At 41.8% G+C, this 18,253-nt stretch carries 15 protein-coding genes; 9 read left to right on the top strand and 6 right to left on the bottom strand.

Features of this window, described 5'->3' with window-relative positions; all coding sequences use genetic code 11:
* Positions 1 to 11: 11 nt before the first annotated feature.
* On the bottom strand, positions 12 to 1,553 hold the full coding sequence (locus OK344_RS02665; RefSeq protein ID WP_265143321.1) for an APC family permease: 1,542 nt from the start codon (positions 1,551 to 1,553) through the stop codon (positions 12 to 14).
* A gap of 249 nt (positions 1,554 to 1,802) precedes the next feature.
* Between OK344_RS02665 and OK344_RS02660 the strand changes: the two genes are divergently transcribed.
* The 6 genes from OK344_RS02660 (at position 1,803) to OK344_RS02635 (ending at position 7,961) form a co-directional block, all read left to right on the top strand.
* Positions 1,803 to 2,114 carry a rhodanese-like domain-containing protein gene (locus OK344_RS02660; RefSeq protein WP_265143320.1) on the top strand — a complete coding sequence of 104 codons (312 nt, stop codon included), beginning with the start codon at positions 1,803 to 1,805 and terminating at the stop codon, positions 2,112 to 2,114.
* A 4-nt stretch (positions 2,115 to 2,118) separates the two neighbouring features.
* Entirely contained in the window at positions 2,119 to 2,553 is a 435-nt protein-coding gene (locus OK344_RS02655) for an OsmC family protein (protein ID WP_265143319.1), read from the top strand.
* A gap of 124 nt (positions 2,554 to 2,677) precedes the next feature.
* Positions 2,678 to 3,343 carry a nicotinamide riboside transporter PnuC gene (gene pnuC, locus OK344_RS02650; protein ID WP_265143318.1) on the top strand — a complete coding sequence of 222 codons (666 nt, stop codon included), beginning with the start codon at positions 2,678 to 2,680 and terminating at the stop codon, positions 3,341 to 3,343.
* Between the two features lie 103 nt (positions 3,344 to 3,446).
* On the top strand, positions 3,447 to 4,223 hold the full coding sequence (dapF, locus tag OK344_RS02645; RefSeq protein WP_265143317.1) for a diaminopimelate epimerase: 777 nt from the start codon (positions 3,447 to 3,449) through the stop codon (positions 4,221 to 4,223).
* A 40-nt stretch (positions 4,224 to 4,263) separates the two neighbouring features.
* On the top strand, positions 4,264 to 5,298 hold the full coding sequence (gene mltG / locus OK344_RS02640) for an endolytic transglycosylase MltG (protein ID WP_265143316.1): 1,035 nt from the start codon (positions 4,264 to 4,266) through the stop codon (positions 5,296 to 5,298).
* A gap of 143 nt (positions 5,299 to 5,441) precedes the next feature.
* The gene (locus tag OK344_RS02635) at positions 5,442 to 7,961 is read left to right on the top strand and encodes a TonB-dependent receptor domain-containing protein (protein ID WP_265143315.1); all 2,520 of its coding nucleotides are present in this window, start codon (positions 5,442 to 5,444) and stop codon (positions 7,959 to 7,961) included.
* Positions 7,962 to 8,044: 83 nt separating this feature from the next.
* Here the strand turns inward: OK344_RS02635 and galE are convergent, their stop codons facing one another.
* Together galE and OK344_RS02625 are read right to left on the bottom strand one after the other, a co-directional pair.
* Positions 8,045 to 9,064, bottom strand: coding sequence for a UDP-glucose 4-epimerase GalE (gene galE, locus OK344_RS02630; RefSeq protein WP_265143314.1), 1,020 nt, complete (start codon positions 9,062 to 9,064; stop codon positions 8,045 to 8,047).
* Between the two features lie 21 nt (positions 9,065 to 9,085).
* Positions 9,086 to 10,219, bottom strand: a complete 1,134-nt coding sequence (locus tag OK344_RS02625) for a DegT/DnrJ/EryC1/StrS family aminotransferase (RefSeq protein ID WP_265143312.1) — start codon at positions 10,217 to 10,219, stop codon at positions 9,086 to 9,088.
* 288 nt (positions 10,220 to 10,507) lie between these two features.
* Between OK344_RS02625 and OK344_RS02620 the strand changes: the two genes are divergently transcribed.
* On the top strand, positions 10,508 to 12,121 hold the full coding sequence (locus tag OK344_RS02620) for a S8 family peptidase (protein WP_265143310.1): 1,614 nt from the start codon (positions 10,508 to 10,510) through the stop codon (positions 12,119 to 12,121).
* Between the two features lie 86 nt (positions 12,122 to 12,207).
* On the opposite strand, the gene OK344_RS02615 is transcribed toward OK344_RS02620, so the two are convergent.
* Both OK344_RS02615 and OK344_RS02610 read right to left on the bottom strand, forming a co-directional pair.
* On the bottom strand, positions 12,208 to 12,480 hold the full coding sequence (locus OK344_RS02615; protein WP_265143309.1) for a DUF4242 domain-containing protein: 273 nt from the start codon (positions 12,478 to 12,480) through the stop codon (positions 12,208 to 12,210).
* Between the two features lie 270 nt (positions 12,481 to 12,750).
* Complete coding sequence (locus OK344_RS02610; protein WP_265143308.1) at positions 12,751 to 15,291, bottom strand: phosphoenolpyruvate carboxylase; 2,541 nt, start codon at positions 15,289 to 15,291, stop codon at positions 12,751 to 12,753.
* A gap of 87 nt (positions 15,292 to 15,378) precedes the next feature.
* On the opposite strand from OK344_RS02610, the gene OK344_RS02605 reads away from it, so the two are divergent.
* Positions 15,379 to 16,713, top strand: coding sequence for a PDZ domain-containing protein (locus OK344_RS02605; RefSeq protein WP_265143307.1), 1,335 nt, complete (start codon positions 15,379 to 15,381; stop codon positions 16,711 to 16,713).
* Positions 16,703 to 17,221, top strand: a complete 519-nt coding sequence (locus OK344_RS02600; RefSeq protein ID WP_265143306.1) for a hypothetical protein — start codon at positions 16,703 to 16,705, stop codon at positions 17,219 to 17,221. The genes OK344_RS02605 and OK344_RS02600 overlap by 11 nt, the downstream gene beginning before the upstream one ends.
* A 4-nt stretch (positions 17,222 to 17,225) precedes the next feature.
* Here the strand turns inward: OK344_RS02600 and OK344_RS02595 are convergent, their stop codons facing one another.
* Complete coding sequence (locus tag OK344_RS02595; protein WP_265143305.1) at positions 17,226 to 18,176, bottom strand: L,D-transpeptidase; 951 nt, start codon at positions 18,174 to 18,176, stop codon at positions 17,226 to 17,228.
* Positions 18,177 to 18,253 lie beyond the last annotated feature (77 nt).

Below are 18,253 nucleotides of genomic sequence, written 5' to 3'. Positions count from 1 at the left end.
TTGGAAATTAATTAATCTTTGTTATCGATGTCGACATCTACTTTTTCCAGAGGCTCCTGCTCGGCTTTGAAAGTCTCACCAAAACCGCCGTTCTGAAGGTTCGAATGTTTTTTACTGTAAAGAAAATAAATCACAGTACCGATAAGCAGCCAGATGAACGAGTACGTCTGGGCTTCAATACTCAGGTTAATGATCAGGTAAACATTGATGAGGATTCCCAATGTAGCGATCACCGGTAAAAACGGCACACGGAAGCTTCTTGGCAGATTAGGCTGCTTCACCCGCAACATCCAAACCGCTACACACACCATGGTGAACGCGAACAAAGTTCCGAAACTGGTCATGTGCGCCAGGTCATTGATCGGGGTAAAAGCCGCAACCACAGAAATTACAGCGCCCAGAATCATCAGGTTTTTTCTCGGTACCCCGCTCGCAGCGTTTACTTTAGAGAAGGTTTTAGGAATTAAACCGTCCTTCGACATGCCAAGGAAAATTCTTGACTGTCCCATGATCATCACCATTAATACAGAAATTAATCCTACCGTCGCAGCAATGGTAATAATATACCCTGCCCACGCCTGCCCTGCAATATCGAAAGCATACGCTACAGGCGCCTTAATCGCATCAGGATATTTCCCCAGCGGATTGAAATCGGTGTAATGCATCATCCCGGTAAGTACCAGAGATACCAAAATATATAGAATGGTACAGATCACCAAAGAGGTAATAATCGCAAACGGTACATCTTTCTTAGGATTAATGGCTTCACCGGCCTGCGTAGAAACAGCGTCGAAACCTACATACGCAAAGAAAATAGCAGAAGCTCCGGCCACAATTCCGGCATAACCATAGGCCTCATGTGAAACTCCGTTTTCTGTAATTACAGTAGGCTCAGGAATAAAAGGCGTCCAGTTGTCCACATTGATGAAGAACAAACCGGCGATAATTACGAAAATAATGGCCGACACTTTAAGGATTACAATAAAATTATTGGCTTTCGCAGCGCCTTTGGTTCCTCTTACGAGAATAGAAATCACGAAAAGCACGATCAGCAGTGCCGGCAGGTTCATGGAGAAGCCTGTTCCGCCCGCTGCCGCAAAGGTTTGCGGATCGGTCGTAAGCCAGTTTGGCAAATGAATCCCAAACATGTGCAGGAATTTGGTAAAGTAACCCGACCAGGATACGGCGACCGTCATGGATCCCATGGCATATTCCAGGATGAGCCCCCAACCGATAATCCAGGCGAACACCTCGCCCACGGTTCCGTAAGCATAAGCATAAGCCGATCCTTCCACCGGTAATATGGAGGCAAATTCTGCATAACACAAAGCAGCAAACACACACGCAATGCCTGCAATAACAAAAGAAAGCGCAAGCGCCGGGCCTGCATGATAATACGCTCCGGTACCTGTTAAAACAAAAATACCGCCGCCAATGATGGCACCGATACCAATTGCTGTCAAACTCCATTTCCCCAATACACGTTTCAGCTCGCTTTTTTTAATGTCTGCTTCATACGCTTCCATGGGTTTCTTAATCCAAATATTTGCCATACGTTTTTAATTTTTTTAAAGATTTCCAAAAATATAAAATATTTTGAGATATAATTATTTTCTGGTGATTTTATTTGAGTTTTAATGGCTTTTATTGGCTTATTCACTGATTTTGAAAGGAAAAAGATAATTCAACTGATCATTTTTATTCCGAAGCAAATCATATTATGCAATGTAACTTCTGTTACCGAACACCGTGCAGGCTTGCCCTACCTTTGCATCATTAAATAACAGTAAAAATACAGAGCTATGTTCGATTCGATTAAAAATTTGTTCGGGATGGAAACCACCGATTTCGCTGCACTGGTAAAACAGGGCGCCACCGTAGTGGATGTAAGAAGCAAAGGCGAATATGCCGGCGGCCATATTAAGAATTCCATTAATATCCCGGTAGACCAGCTGGCCGCAAACCTGGCAAGACTTAAAGATAAAAACAAACCGATCATTACATGCTGCGCGTCGGGAATGAGAAGTTCTTCGGCCCTGACGATTCTGAAAAATGCCGGCTATACCAAAGTGTACAACGGTGGCGGCTGGATGAGTTTAAACAATAAAATTTAATATCATGGATGCACATTTTTATAACGTAGATATTAACTGGAAAAGCGGACGCACCGGCGAGATGACTTCTCCCGAACTTATCACCGCAGTAGAAGTGGCTACCCCACCTCAGTTCCCGAACGGTGTGGAGGGAATCTGGTCGCCGGAACATCTTTTTACCGCCGCTGTGGCAAGCTGCCTGATGACAACTTTTCTGGCGATCGCGGAAAATTCTAAACTCCAGTTCAAAGAGTTTACCTGCAAATCGGGCGGCAAGCTCGACCGGATTGAGGGTAAGTTTCTGATGACGGAAGTAATGCTGGAACCTACCGTAGTGATTCTGAACGAAGAAGACCGTGAAAAAGCAGAACGTGTTCTTCAGAAAGCTGAAGCCAACTGCCTAATCTCGAATTCAGTAAATTCAAAAATTACGATGACTCCGAATATTGTAGTCGGATGATAAAACAGAAAATTGAAAATGACAGGACCCCGGTATTATCGGGGTTTTTCTTTTGCTGAATTCTTATCTGGAAAATGCTGTCCGACCGCGCACGATAGTCAGGCAAAAAAATTATCTTTGAGTCATGAATTTCTACGATCTCTTCCTGAAACCTTACGAATCCTACGAAACCTATCAGATTATTCTGGAAATTACTGCGGCGGTCTTCGGCCTGCTGAGCGTGTATTTCTCGATTAAAAAGAATATCTGGGTGTATCCGACCGGGATTGTTTCTACGGCACTTTACGTTTACATCCTCTTCAAATTCGGGTTACTGGGCGACATGATGATTAATTTCTACTACACGGTGATGAGCATTTACGGCTGGATTTTGTGGGCAAAAAATGCTGAAGACCATGTACATGTAGAAGTTTCTGCAGCCACCAAAAAAGACTGGCTGGTAGCGGCGGTTTTATTTGCCCTAAGTCTTATTTTTGTTATGGTGGTGTATTATTACAAACCATTAATCGACAATCAGTTTTCTACTGAAAATGTAAACTTCGGACTGTATCATCTCGACTGGGCCAACTGGCTCGACATCTTCACCACTGCTATTTTCCTTGTCGGGATGTGGCTCATGGCGAAAAGAAAGACCGAGAACTGGATTTTCTGGATCATCGGCGACCTCATCTGTGTACCCATGATGCTTTACAAAGGGCTCGGCATTACATCTGTTCAATATCTGGTTTTTACGGTGATGGCGGTGATCGGGTATCTGGAATGGAAAAAAAGCAGGGTTCCGAACCCTTAAAGACGAACCCATATTTTGTAAAAACTTTAACGCAGGAACTTAAAATGAAATTACCGGTTTTAAGTATATTTGCTGCCATATTTTATAACCATTTAGGTTTATTATGCAGAAAACCATAGAATTTTATAAATACCAGGGAACAGGCAACGATTTCGTGATGATTGATAATCGCGACCTGCAGTTTCCCAAAGAAAAAGAGTTGATCGAAAAACTTTGCGACCGCCGGTTCGGAATTGGTGGCGATGGGCTGATCCTTTTGGAAGATGATGAAAATTCAGACTTCAGAATGGTGTATTATAATTCCGACGGTAACGAAAGCACCATGTGCGGAAACGGCGGAAGATGCATCGTAGCCTTCGCTCATTTTCTGGATATATTTGAGAACACTGCTACGTTTGAAGCGGTGGACGGGCTACATGAAGCAGAAATCCACAACGGCATCGTAAAACTCAAAATGATTGATGTGGCAGGCATCAATAAAGATGGAGACCACAGTGTTCTGAACACCGGTTCGCCCCATTTCGTGCAGTATGTGGAAGATCTGGAGCATTTTAAAGTCTATGATCAGGGTAACAAAATCCGTAATTCGGCGACTTACAGAAATGAAGGAATTAACGTAAACTTTGTGGAAGAGATAGGTGACCACGAAATCTTTGTGAGAACCTACGAACGCGGAGTTGAAGACGAAACGTTGAGCTGCGGAACCGGCGCTACAGCTGCGGCACTCGTTTATCTGAAAGACAGAGACGAAAATATGGTGAACGTAAAAGTTCTTGGCGGAAACCTTAAAGTATATGCCGAACAGCACGGTGGTTCATTTACGGAGGTTTGGCTCGAAGGTCCGGCAAAACAGGTTTTCAGAGGAAAAATAGATCTCTGATCAGAACAACAATCAGAATAAAAAAAACAGTAAGAAGCATATGAAAAAAGGAAATTCGGCTGTTGCCGTTATCGCACTGGCCATTCTTTTAATCGGTGGATTTTTCGGGTTCCGGTATTACCAGAAGTTTTTCGGAAACAATGTGGAAAAAGAAGGCTACATCCTGATTCCGCATTCGGCCAGTATGAATTCTATTCTGGATTCCATTGCTCCTTATATTAAAAACAAAGAAAGTTTTGAAGCGGTAGCCAAAGACAAAAACTTGGGCAAACACTTCAATGCGGGTCGCTACCGCATTAAATTAGGAACGAGCAACACCGATCTCGTGAACATGATTAAAGCCGGCAACCAAACTGAAAATACGTACAGGATTGGTGATTTTGGTGATGTGTACCAAATGGTGGGACGCGTTACTAAGAAAACCGAACTGGATTCTCTGAGATTTGTTAAAGATCTGAACACCATTGCGGTTAAGAAAGGCTACAGCAACGCCGAAGACCTGAAGAAATACTTCTTTATCGACACCTATAATTTCTTCTGGACGGTAACACCGGAACAGTTTTTCAAGAAATTCGAAGACCAGTATAACGACTTCTGGACTGCGGAAAGAAAAGCCAAAGAAGAACAAAGCGGCTTAACCCGTGACCAGATTTACGCCCTGGCCTCCATCGTGTACAAAGAATCCGGCGGTAAACCGGATGAGCAGAAAACCATTGCAGGGCTCTACCTGAACCGTTACCGAAAAGGCATGAAACTGCAGAGTGATCCTACGGTAATTTACGCCATCAACAAAGACAGCAATTTTACAACGCCAATCAAAAGGGTTTTTTACAAGCACCTGAAACACCCTTCTCCCTATAATACGTATGCCAACGCGGGAATTCCGCCGGGACCTATCTGTATTACTGATAAAAACTCCGTGGATGCGGTTCTGAATCCTGCGCAGCATAATTACATCTTCATGGCTGCTGATCCGGATAAATTCGGGTTTCACCGCTTTACTGCAAGCGATACAGAGCATGCTAAAAATGCCCGGGACTACCAGGAATGGCTCAATTCCAAAAATATTAAATAAATGTTTAACATTATTTAACATCTTCTGGTTTAACATTTCCGCGAAAACAGCGTCTAATTAACTGTTACATTAAAAAAATTGCCATCTAATCGTCTGTACCTGCCATCCCGGTAAGGGTGCTGAGCGATTACAAAACGACTAACATGATTAGAACTGAAATTACTCAAAATTTAACCAGAAAAACTTTAGGCTTAACCTTTATGCTCTCCGCTGCGGCGTTTGCATTTGCACAGGAAAAAATGAATGTAAGCGGCCAGATCGTCGACAAACAGAACCAGCCGGTTCCTTATGCTTCGGTAAGCTTCAGCAACAAAGCAAACAAACTTTTCAGCGACGCCACACTCACCGATGAAAAAGGAACCTACCAAGTGGCACTGGTTCCCGGAAATTACGACATCACTATTGAAGCGATCGACTTTAAGAAATCTACACTCAACAAACAAATAGCAAAACCGGGCAGTCTGGGTAATTTTACTGTAGAACAAGAAGGTTCTTTAACCAATACAAAAACCCAGGATATTCAGGGCGTGACCATCACCGCTGCTGCAACAAAACCATACCGTGTTGAACTCGATAAAAAAGTATACGATCCTTCCACCGACCTCATCAGTAAAGGCGGTAACCTACAGGATGTGTTGACCAACGTGCCTTCGGTTTCTGTAGAAACTGACGGAACGGTATCGATGAGGGGGAACTCGAACGTACGATTCCTGATCAACGGAAAACCTTCAGCCTTACTCGGAATCGACAGTGGCGCTAACGCTTTGCAATCGATCCCCGCTGACCAGATCGAACGAATTGAAGTGATTACCAATCCTTCTTCTAAATTTGAAGCCAGCGGAACTGCAGGAATTCTGAATATTATCCTGAAAAAAACAAAAGGAATGGGCTTCAACGGAAGTGTAACCGGAAGTGTCGGCTATTTACCAAGCACCAACCTTAACACCAACCTCAGCTGGAAAAAAGGCAACTGGACCTGGTTCCTGAATGGCGGCGGCGGCTACCGTGAGAGCGAAGGAAAAAACGATAGCGATACAAGATTTTTTGATCCTGCAACTGGTGCGACTACTTCATACTTCGAGCAGAACTCGCTTAACGCCAGTGAAAATAAAAATTACAATGCCAACGCAGGTTTTACAGTAGACCTTTCAGAGAAAACATCATTCAACATGTCGGGAATGGTTCGTACCTTCGAAAGTGAAAACAACAATACAGTAGATAATTTCGCATATAATGCTGCAAGAGTTGTTGATTCCTATTCCCAGACCCTTGCTTTAGGCAACAGTAAAAACCTTTCACTTCAGGGTGATTTAGGTTTGGATCACAAATTTAATACAAACGGACATAACCTTTATCTCTCTTTAAGTTTACAGAAAAGCGACAATAAATCCAGCGAAGATTCCCGTGAGTTCGACAACACTCTTTTTAAGTACGGATCAACCGGAGCCAACAATACAGTAAATAAATCGGTGATCGGTAAGATTGATTACGAATTACCAATCGGTGAAGCTTCAAAATTAGAGGCCGGTTACCGTATCGACAGTAATAAAAACGATTACGACTTCCTTAACCGTGAGACTGATACCTTCCTGAATTATGGAACGGTAGACGCATACAGCGGAAACACGGTATACAGCGAAACCATTAACGCGGCTTACGCACAGTTTAAAAGCAAAATCGATAAATTTGGTTACCAACTTGGTCTGCGTGCTGAAAATTCCGATATCGGGATCGACTACAGAAGTTTAAGCGGCAACGTTTCGCGTAAGGACAAAAATTATACAGGATTTTTCCCAAGTGTATTCCTGAGCTATGATTTAGGAAGCACCAACAATCAGCTTTTACTGAACTATTCAAGAAGAATCAATCGTCCGCGTTCATGGTTCATGATTCCTTATCCGACTTCCCTGGCAAACCGCCAGAATTTATTCCGTGGTAACGAAGACCTAAACCCTGAATACATCGACTCTTTCGAATTGGGTTATGCCATCCAGAAGAAAAAATTTACCATTAACCCTACCCTGTACTACCGATCTACACAGGACGAAACTCAGTTTGTAGTGATGAGTGAGAGCCCGGGATCAAACGTACTGATTACCCGTCCGTACAATATCGGCAGCGATCAGCAGTACGGTCTTGATCTGAATGCTACTGCAGATCTGTTCTCGTGGTGGAAGATTATGGCCAGCGCAGATCTGTTCGGGTATAAAACTGAGGGTGAATTTTTCGATGCTGCAACCATGACCAAACCACTTTCTTTCGACGGTTCAGGTTTCTCAACAAGATTTAGACTTACCAACAGTTTTAAAATTGATAAAACTTTGGGAATGCAGGTTCAGGGATTCTATCGAGGCGGTCAGAAAACACCTTCCAGCGAAAGTAAACCAATGTACGTTCTTAATTTTGGTGCTAATAAAACCATCTGGAATGGAAACGGAACTCTTGCCTTCAACATCCAGGATATCTTAGGAACCAGAGGCCGTGAAATGACAAGTTTCGGAAACAATTTTGAGAAAGAATCATTTATGCGGTGGATGCCAAGAACATTCAACCTTTCACTCACCTACCGTTTCAAACAGGGTGAAAAGGTTGATCAGCCAAAACGTAAGAAAGACATTAACAGTAATTCTTCCGGCGATGATGAGCCGCAAGGACCAATGTAAAAAAAGTGTTAGTTTTATTATAAAACAGTCCCGTTCGATATTGAACGGGACTGTTTTTTTTTAGCTTAAATAATATTATTCCATTAATTGTTTCTGGATTCCAGATACTTCTGCCATTCCCAGGTGGTGCGCAAAGCTTCCTCTAAACTTGTTTCAGCTTTCCAGCCAAGTTCTTTTTCCGCTTTATCGGCGTTGGCATAAGCAATGGTAATGTCTCCTGCCCTTCTTTCACAGATCTGGTAAGGAACTTCAACCTGATTTGCGTTTTCAAAGGCCTGCACCACTTCAAGGACCGATGATCCTTTACCGGTTCCTAAATTGTAAATGTCGATTACTGTTTCCTCTTCAGAAAAAATGAGTTTCTGTAATGCTTTCACATGGGCTTTTGCCAAATCAACCACATAAATATAGTCTCGGATGGCAGTACCGTCTTCCGTAGGATAATCATTACCCCAAATGCTGAGTTTTTCGCGGATTCCGGATGCTGTTTGGGTAACATAAGGCACCAAATTATTAGGAATTCCGATAGGCAATTCGCCCAGCAAAGCTGTAGGATGTGCACCAATTGGATTAAAATATCTTAACAATGAAATCTTTCTTTGGTGAGCCGTTGCGAAATCCTTCAGAATCTCTTCACCCATCTGTTTGGTCTTGCCGTAAGAGGATTCCGGAGTTTTCAGCGGCGTATTTTCATCAATCGGCTGCTGGTCTGCCTGTCCGTAAACTGTACACGATGAACTGAAGATAAAGTTCGAAATATTTCTGGCCTTAAATTCCTGCAGAATATTAATCAACGAGAACAGATTGTTTTCGTAATAATCAAGCGGTTTTTCCTGGCTTTCGCCCACTGCTTTGTACGCAGCAAAGTTAATGCAGCCATCGATTTCATACGCATCAAAAACTTGGGTAAGCAGTTCTTTTCTTTTCAGATCAAAGGGAAAAAACACCGGTCTTTTGCCGGCAACTTTTTCTATATTGTCTAAAATAAACTTTTCTGAGTTCGATAGGTCATCAACAATGATGACCTGAAAATTATTTTTTAAAAGTTCTACAACAGTGTGTGAACCGATATAACCGAGTCCGCCGGTAACGAGTATTGTCATTGAATTTGATTAAAGTGGGTATTAAGATTCAGCACTCATAAATTCCAGAACTGCGTCGGTAATATATTTCAGCTGTTCTTCATCAAGTTCCGTATGCATCGGAAGCGAGATTACTTCATTTAAAAGTCTGTCAGTATTTGCAAAATCTTTGTCATCACTTTCCTGGAAATAAGCCTTCTGTTTTCTTAAAGCCACCGGATAATAAATCATGGCCGGGATTTCTTTTTCGGCTAAAAACTGCTGAAGTTCGTTTCGTTTACCGTTCAGGATTCTTAATGTATATTGGTGAAAAACATGGGTTGAATTTTCTGCTCTTTTCGGGGTTAAAATATTCGGGTTCCCGGCAAATGCCTCATCATAATAATCTGCAGCTTTTCTTCTGGCTTCGTTATACGTGTCCAAAAGCGGAAGTTTTTTTCTTAAAACTGTCGCCTGAATACTGTCTAAGCGCGAATTCACTCCTACCTCATCATGGTAATATCTTTCGTACATGCCGTGGTTTACAATCCCGCGAATTTTGTGCGCCAGTTCAGCATCATTGGTGAAAATTGCACCGCCATCGCCATAACAACCGAGATTTTTTGAAGGGAAAAATGAAGTGGTTCCAAGAATTCCCATCGTTCCGGATTTTTTTGTGGTTCCGTCTGAGAAAGTAAAATCAGCACCAATGGCCTGCGCATTGTCTTCAATCACAGCAAGATTATGCTTTTTCGCTACCTTTAAAATTTCTTCCATGTTCGCACACTGCCCGAAAAGATGCACAGGAATTATGGCCTTGGTTTTCGGCGTGATGGCTGCTTTCAGTTTTTCCACATCCATCGTGAAGGTTTCGTAATCTACATCAACCAAAACAGATTTCAGTTTCAATAAATGAATTACTTCTACAGTAGCTGCAAAGGTAAAATCGGCGGTAATCACTTCGTCGCCTTCCTGTAAATCCAGTGCCATGAGTGCTATCTGCAGAGCATCGGTACCATTTGCGCAGGGAATTACGTGTTTTACATCCAAATACGTTTCAAGCTCAGTTTGAAAAGATTTTACTTCGGGCCCATTGATGAATGCGGCAGAGTCCAGCACATTAAGCACCGCATTATCTACATCAGATTTTATCTTGTAATACTGACTTTGAAGGTCAACCATTTGAATTTTTTTCATATATACTATATTTTTTTCCTGTCTCAACGTTCTGATGTAGCAACTGTTAAAAATTCAGATTTAAGCCAGTTGCGAAAAGAATTTTACCAACAGAATATTTGCTCAAATTTAAGAAAATTAAATTTTGGACAGAAGGAAAAGTCAATATGTTTTCAGGAAAGATTTCGTTAAAAAACATCATTCATTAAGAAAACCTTAAAAAATTACGTCAATTAAAATTTAAATCAACAATAAAGACGAAATTTTCATCATTTTTATTAATTTTGTCTGAATTTAATAAGATAGATAATGATTAAAAAAACACTTTCGGTTCTTGTTCTTATCGTTTTTACTTTTGCCAGCGGGCAGACCGAACTGGTTTTTGTTTTCTTTAAAGACAAACCGAACAAAGCGGCGTTTTACGCAAATCCGCTGAGCGAGCTTTCACAGAAATCGCTGGACAGAAGAGCAAGATACGGCATCGCACTTAATGATCAGGATGCACCGCTCGAACAGTCTTATGTTCAAAACATCAGGAATTTCGGCTTTACGGTAACCGATTACTCGAAGTGGATGAACGGAGTCGCGGTCAACGCAACGCCGGCGCAAATCACAACTCTTCAGGCTCAGCCCTATGTTCAGTCGGTGGAACGTTTCATTAAACATCCTGCCGGGGGAGGCAAAACCGAAATTAAAAAGGTAAATAAGTTTGAGGAATTCAACAATACCATCGGAAAAACAGATTTCAATTATGGCGCAGGACTTTCCCAGATTAACCAGATTAATCTCCGCCCTCTGCATGTTGCGGGATACACCGGGACCGGCGTTACCATCGCGGTAATTGACACCGGATTTCCGACCGTAAATACAGGAACCGCCTACGCAAGAATCCGCAACAACGGACAGATTAAAGGCGGCTACAATTTCATCAGCAAAAACAACGATATCTACAGCACTTCTTTGAACAATCATGGCTCTTACTGTCTTGGTGTAATTGCAGGATACGTTCAGAACCAGTATGTAGGTTCAGCGCCCGATGCAGATTTCTACCTTTATGCCACCGAAGATGCGTATAATGAAATTCCCGAGGAAATGATTTACTGGACAGAAGCCGCCGAAGAAGCCGACAGAAAAGGGGTAGATGTTATTTCGACTTCACTGGGATATTATGATTTTGACGACAGCCGGTATAATCTTCTGTATTCAGATATGAACGGTACCACTTCCTTCATTGCAAGAGCCGCCCAGATTGCTTCAGAAAAAGGAATTTTTGTTTTGGCAGCGGCAGGAAATGAAGCCCAGAAACCCTGGAAATATATCATTACTCCCGCAGACAATGAAAAAGTTTTCACCATAGGAGGAGTAACGTCAACAGGTGCAAGTTCGTCTTTTTCATCACACGGGCCCAATGCTGCAGGCGTGATAAAACCTGATGCCAGCGCCCGGGGAACCGGCACTGCGATGGGATATAATAACGGAGCGACTTCGGGAAGCGGAACTTCCTTTGCAACTCCGCTTGCCGCAGGTGGTGTTGCATGTCTGATTCAGGCCGTTCCTTCCAAATCTTTGCCTGTTTTAAAGGATTTGCTTCGTGAAAAGGCGTCGCTTTATCCCAACACTACTCCACAGATGGGTTACGGCATCCTGAATTTTAACGAAACCCTTGCTGATGCAGTGCTGGCCACTGCAGAAAACAATCTGAAATCTAAAATTAAAATCTATCCGAATCCTGTGATTACTGATTTTAGCATTGAGACTTCGGAAAAAATAGTGTCGGTGGAAATGTATGATGTTTTAGGAAGAAAAGTTCAGCAACTGCAGAATACCAAAACCAACAATATTGAAAAATTCGGGAAAGGTATTTACTTTGTCAAAATAAAAACCGAAAAGAACGAGTACATCGAAAAACTCATTAAGCAATAGTATAAAAGACCTTCGAACGAAGGTCTTTCTGTTAAAATATGGACGTACAAATCATGTAAAAAAGCGCAGCTTACAGGTACAGTGTTTCATTCTGCGGTTACCGGATCGATGATACTGGTTATTTTACTCACCGAGTTTGCGGGAAAACCTCCCTGAGCCGCATGCTCCCTTATCATATCTTCGTTGGGTGCATTGTAAATACAATATACTTTGTCATTTGTAACATAACTCTGAACCCATTGGATCTGGGGCCCCATCTGATTTATCACTCCACAGGATTTCTGCGAAATTGCTTTCAGTTCTTCGGGAGACAGGTTTCCGGCTCCGGGAATTTCTCTTTCGATGACGTACTTAGGCATTGTTTTTTTTAATTTAATTTCATGCTTACTCTGTCCGGTTTTCAGCTTCCCCGTATGACTTACATGATGATTGAAAATCATTATATATTTCCCACTTTACGCTGTTTATCAATCGTGTTTTCTTTAATAACGAAGCATAAAATTACGGAATCCGATGGGTCTGTCAATCTTTTTTTCACCCTTTCTGCCATCCCAAAAAACCATGATTTTAATTACTGCTCAACTGAAATTCACCAGAAAACACCTTTACCTGAAGCTGCTGCTTCATTATTAAGCTGAATTTCTGCTTGCATTAATATTCCCAAACAGCGAGCGCATTACGAGTTTTTCGTAAGCTTCCCGGTTGCCCTCATCCTTCTGGATTTTCATCAGCGCATATTGCTGGATACTGAGCAGCGGCAACACAATTTTCTCGCGGATTTTCACCGATTTTCTCGAAAGTGGCTCCTCTTCCATCAGCATTCTAAATCCCGTCAACTCAAGCATCATGGACTTCGAAAGTTCGAATTCATCAAAAAGAATATTCCAGAAACTGCCGAACTTTCTGTTATTTTTCATGTAATACGTGAGCGGAAAATAAGACTTATTCATGCTCATCATGGAATTCAGCACTAAAGTTTTAAAGAAATCTGATCCTTTGTAAAGCGATTTCACCTCTGCGAATCTTCCCTGATTTTTAAGTTCATTCAGCGCAAAACCGAATCCGAAAAACCCGGGAACATTCTGTTTCAGCTGACTCCACGAACCTACAAACGGAATGGCGCGCAAATCCTCAAACTTCAGCTCGTTGGTACCGCCCCTTTTGCTTGGCCGGCTTCCGATATTGGTACGTCCGTAATATTCCAGCGTGCTCATTTCCTGCAGATACGGCACAAACATGGGGTGCGCCTTTAAATCCGAATATTTTTTAAAACTGATATCCGCCAGTTCTTCGATGAGTTGCCTTTCTTTTACCGTTAAATCTTTTTTTGAATTTTTAAAGACATCATTTTCAATTCCGGCAGTTAAAAGCTGTTCGAAGTTGTATTTTGCCTGGTCTTTGTTCCCGAAAACACTCGTTATTGTTTGTCCCTGAATGGTAAGTTCAATTTTATGATTGGCAATTGTTTTTCCTTGGGAAGCATAGAAATCGTGGGTTTTACCTCCACCACGTGCCGGCGGGCCACCGCGTCCGTCGAAGAAAATGACTTTAATATTATTCTCATCTGAAATTCTGGTGAGCTGTTCTTTGGTTTCATAAATTTCCCAGTTGGCCTTCAGATAACCGCCGTCTTTTGTTCCGTCGGAAAAACCGAGCATAATCGTCTGTGCATTCCCTCGTCTTTCCAGATGTTTTCTGTACGCCGGAAGTTCGTAAAGTTCCTTCATTACCTTTTCGCCCGCATCCAGACCTTCCATGGTTTCAAAAAGCGGAACAATATCGATATTGATTTCCTCCTCGCTGTACCCGCAAAGCCTGAACATTCCAAACACATTCAGCACATCTTTCACCTCATCAGAATTTGAAATAATGTACCGGTTTAAACCTCTTTCTCCGTTTTTTTCCTGAATACTTCTGATATTGCTAATATTCTGTAGCGTGTCTTTTGTAATTCCGCTGAAATCATCGGGATTTAAAACAGTTTCCGTTTCCAGCAGCCATTTCAGTTTATCTTCTGTGGTGATATTTTTCAGATAAAGACCGGATTTTTCACCGATGATTTCGTCGATCACCTGCTGATGGATCCTGCTGTCCTGGCGCACATCCAGCGTTGCGAAGTGGGTGCCGAATATCTGTACACGGTCTTTGTAATCCTCCAGCAGATTATGGAAAAGTCCGTTATGCTGTTCTGTAAGAATTTTTTCAGCTTCACTGATTCTACTCAGAATATGCCGGGTTGTAATGTTTTGGTTCTTGAAAATCGCATCATAAAGTTCATGGCTCAATTGTTCCAACACCTCGGAAACTCCTCTGAAGCTTAATCTTCTTCTTAAATTTTTCAGGTGTTCGTAATAGGACTTAAGGATTGAGAAATGCAGTTCCTGTGCAACTTTCTGGGTGATCTCCGCAGTAACGAAAGGATTTCCGTCGCGGTCGCCGCCGGGCCAGAAGCCTAACTGGAAAATATCGTGAGGCAGCTTGAAATCTTGAGTTCCAAAGGAATTTTTAATCTTTCTGTACAATTCACCAAGAGAATCATAATACACGTACCGAAGGTAAAAAATAATACTCATCGCTTCGTCGAGCGGCGTAGGTTTTTCGCGGTTCAGGAATGGTGTTTTACCAAGTTGCTGCAAAAGCATATCGATTTCCGTCACCGAATCTTTCATAATGGCTGACCGCAGATCGTGCAGAATCCGCTGTACGGAATTGGGATAAAACTGGGTTGGATGCGCCGTAAACACAACCCGTACCGAAAAACCCCTCATTTTATCGTGGGTAGCCGTTACAAGATGTTCCTGCAATGCCCGCTCGTGAAGCTGATGAAGTGTTCCCGTTTCGCTCGGAGGATGGAGTTCGCAGAAAGCCGCATCTTCAATACTGTCGAAAAGCACCACCTGTCTTTCGATATACTGAATGATTTTGAAGAGAAGTTCAGTCTTCTGCTCTTCGGTTTCGAGTTCGGTGTGTTTGGCAAAAAACTCTTCTACAATTTCTTCAGGACTTTTCCCCTTTTCATAACCAATTTTGCTTTCTTCATAAAGAAAAGGCAGCAACATGCCTATATTGGTCATTTTGTCGTACGGCAAACTCATGAAAAGTGAGTTATAAATCTGAAACTTGTTTTCGACGAGCTGTCGGAATTTTTCGGTTTTTTCTTCGTTTTGCATAAACAAATTTAGTTCTTTTTGAAATTTATTTGCCTTAAGATTCTTTAAATTAAACAAATCACAACGGAAAAACCGTATCTTCATGTTATGAAATTTACAGCTGTTTTATTACTTTTTGTATTCTCGTTTATCACAGCGCAGAAGGGATTTGAAATTTCAGACCACAAGAAAACAGTTATTCCCTTCCAGCTCATCAACAATTTAATTTTTGTTCCGCTCAACATCAATGGTGCTGACCTTACATTTCTGCTCGATTCCGGGGTTAACGAAACCATTCTTTTCAGCTTAGAAAACAAGGATGTAAACTTTAATGACATTGAAAAAATAAAATTTTCGGGCCTTGGCGAAAGTAAGGACATCGAAGGTTTACGTTCCGACAACAATATTGTGAATATCGGCAAGGATTATAAAGATTTCAAGCACACCGTTTTTATAATTCTGGATGAAAGCATTAATTTTTCTTCGCATGTCGGGATTCCGGTCAATGGGATCATCGGTTATCATTTTTTTAAAAATCATCCGGTTGAAATTGATTACATCCGCAAAAAAATTACAGTTTACAGCGATGATGAAACCTTCAGAAAAAGAAATAAAAAATTCACACCATTTCCCATTACCATTGAAGGTAACAAACCCTACCTCATCGCCGGCGTAGAAATGACAAGTCAGAAAGTTGATTCTAAACTTCTTGTAGATTTGGGAAACAGCGACGCGATCTGGCTTTTCCCGAAACTGATTAAAGATTTTGTGTACAACCGCCCGAATATTGATGATTACTTGGGACAGGGTTTTAACGGCGACATTTTTGGAAAACGAAGCCGGATTCACCGTCTGTATATTGGCGATTTCGTTTTCGAAAAACCTTTAACCGCAATGCCCGACGAATATTCGATTCAGAATTTAAAGCTGGTTCCCGATCGGAAAGGTTCTGTCGGGAGCGATGTTTTGCGGAGGTTTACTGTACTTTTCAATTATCCCGAGAAAAAGATTTATTTCAGAAAAAACGCCAACTTCAAAGATCCGTTTCTCTTTAATAAAAGCGGCCTTGATATTCAGCACGACGGCATGACCTGGGAAAGCAATCTGGTGAGGGTTGAAACCAAAAAAAACAATCAGGAGAGTGAGGGAATAAAAGTGTATGACGCCAAGGAAGGGTTCCAGTACAGTTTCGTACTCAAACCGAAATATTCCGTCGCAGGTTGCGGGCCCGATTCACCCTGCTTCGTCGCAGGTCTCAGAAAGAACGATAAAATCATCAGCATCAACCGAAAAAAAGCCGGAAATTACACCTTGCAAAGCATTAATAATCTGCTGAGGAATGAAGACGGCACCAAAGTAAATTTCGAAGTGGAAAGAAACAGCCAGATCCTGAATTTTCAAATCATATTAAAAGATCCAATTCCGTATCAAGATGAAAATTGAAGAAACCGCCATCGACCATATCCGGGCAAGACCGAGATTTAAAATTTTTACTGAAATCAGCAGAGAAAATTACACCACATTTCTTAAACATTTTCTGGCTTCCAGATCCGATGAATTTTCCGGAAGTATCAATGCGGAAACTGCCGTGATTACCGTAAAAACCGGCCAAGACGATTATTGGAAACCCTGCCTGGCGCTGCGTACAGAAACCGAAGAAAATAAAACAGTGATCCGCGGTGTTTTCGGGCCAAGTTCTGCAGTGTGGACTTTCTTTATGTTTCTTTATTTTATTTTTGCGATTTTGTGGATGGTTTTTATCACGATTTGGTTTGTGGAAAAACAGATTAAAAGCAACGATTTTCCTTGGGCTCTTAGTGCCTCATTTCTGATGCTTTTTCTTCTGCTGGCAACCTATGTCGCAACCAAATTCGGCCATTATAAAGCCAAAACCGAAATGCAGAAACTGAGAAAATTCGCCGAAGAATCAATCACGGAATTCGAAAACTAGCAGGCTACTCTTCCACCAGCGAACCGGCTTCCACTTCTTCCCTGTTTTTCTGTTCTCTGAGAATTTTGTTGAGATGCGGCTTTATGATTTCATTCATTTCGTCCAGAGAAATATCATTAGACACAGGATTGTTGATCAAATTTTTCCACGGTTTTTTGCCGCCCCATTGGTAATCACCAAATACAATCACCGGCGTGCCGTTTGCTTTCAGCGTTGCACCGCCTTTGTTCAAAATCCACGTATCCACCCAATTGTAGAGGTATTTTGCGTCATCCATCAGCAGCCTCAGACAGGAATGCGATGCCGGGAAGCCGGGCAGGTCATACTGGTGCCACCCAATCCCAAGCGTGTTGTGCACATTAACATTAAACGGGAGTTTCCAGTCACTGTCAACCGTAGAAATCGCCAGTTCTTTTTTCCAGTTTGCAAACATAAGCCCCCGTTTGGTTTGGGCAGATTTCTTTCCCATACTGGTAGGTCCCCACTTAATCAGCTTACCGCTTTCATACAATGCATACGCCTGAATGGGATAAGAAAAAAACACCATTTTTTTCACCTCTTTCAGGGTTTCGATATTTTTCGGAAATGGCGAATAAGCCATTAAAGTATGGTCGAATATATCAGGAACTGCAAGCGTATCGGCACGCCATTTATTTTTGGAGTCCAGCCGGTTTAAGGCCAGAATCGTATAGCGTTCCTCCTCTGAAAACTCTTTATTGAAAGCCGCCATGGCGGAATCTTTCTTTTTTGTGGGAAAAATGAAAGCGCTATAGGTAATTTGAGGTTTAATTTCTTCAACCTTCTTTACGGTGTCATTTTTAATGGTTTCGGAAGAAGGATTCTTCGCATTCCCTGAAATGTGATTGTCTTTTTTACACTGTACAAGAACTGCAAGAATAATTATTGCAAAAAATAAATTTAAAAATCTGAAGTGCTTCATAAGGTCTGCAGGCATAATTTATCGGTTTCGGGTGAACTTTGCAAGAACAGTACCAAGAACAAAGGATTTCTTGAAATATCGTAGAACACTTA

Origin of the sequence: Kaistella yananensis, assembly GCF_026107505.2 — a bacterium.
GTDB lineage: Bacteria > Bacteroidota > Bacteroidia > Flavobacteriales > Weeksellaceae > Kaistella > Kaistella yananensis.
The sequence above is the reverse complement of the archived record's forward strand: the minus strand, read 5'-3'. Positions and strand labels throughout refer to the sequence as shown.

Coding starts and splice junctions, on each gene's coding strand:
- OK344_RS02665 (WP_265143321.1), bottom strand. CDS start 1,553: ATGGCAAATATTTGGATTAAGAAACCCATGGAAGCGTATGAAGCAGAC.
- dapF (WP_265143317.1), top strand. CDS start 3,447: ATGCAGAAAACCATAGAATTTTATAAATACCAGGGAACAGGCAACGAT.
- OK344_RS02625 (WP_265143312.1), bottom strand. CDS start 10,219: ATGAAAAAAATTCAAATGGTTGACCTTCAAAGTCAGTATTACAAGATA.
- galE (WP_265143314.1), bottom strand. CDS start 9,064: ATGACAATACTCGTTACCGGCGGACTCGGTTATATCGGTTCACACACT.
- OK344_RS02615 (WP_265143309.1), bottom strand. CDS start 12,480: ATGCCTAAGTACGTCATCGAAAGAGAAATTCCCGGAGCCGGAAACCTG.
- OK344_RS02605 (WP_265143307.1), top strand. CDS start 15,379: ATGAAATTTACAGCTGTTTTATTACTTTTTGTATTCTCGTTTATCACA.
- OK344_RS02610 (WP_265143308.1), bottom strand. CDS start 15,291: ATGCAAAACGAAGAAAAAACCGAAAAATTCCGACAGCTCGTCGAAAAC.
- OK344_RS02600 (WP_265143306.1), top strand. CDS start 16,703: ATGAAAATTGAAGAAACCGCCATCGACCATATCCGGGCAAGACCGAGA.
- mltG (WP_265143316.1), top strand. CDS start 4,264: ATGAAAAAAGGAAATTCGGCTGTTGCCGTTATCGCACTGGCCATTCTT.
- pnuC (WP_265143318.1), top strand. CDS start 2,678: ATGAATTTCTACGATCTCTTCCTGAAACCTTACGAATCCTACGAAACC.
- OK344_RS02660 (WP_265143320.1), top strand. CDS start 1,803: ATGTTCGATTCGATTAAAAATTTGTTCGGGATGGAAACCACCGATTTC.
- OK344_RS02595 (WP_265143305.1), bottom strand. CDS start 18,176: ATGCCTGCAGACCTTATGAAGCACTTCAGATTTTTAAATTTATTTTTT.
- OK344_RS02655 (WP_265143319.1), top strand. CDS start 2,119: ATGGATGCACATTTTTATAACGTAGATATTAACTGGAAAAGCGGACGC.
- OK344_RS02635 (WP_265143315.1), top strand. CDS start 5,442: ATGATTAGAACTGAAATTACTCAAAATTTAACCAGAAAAACTTTAGGC.
- OK344_RS02620 (WP_265143310.1), top strand. CDS start 10,508: ATGATTAAAAAAACACTTTCGGTTCTTGTTCTTATCGTTTTTACTTTT.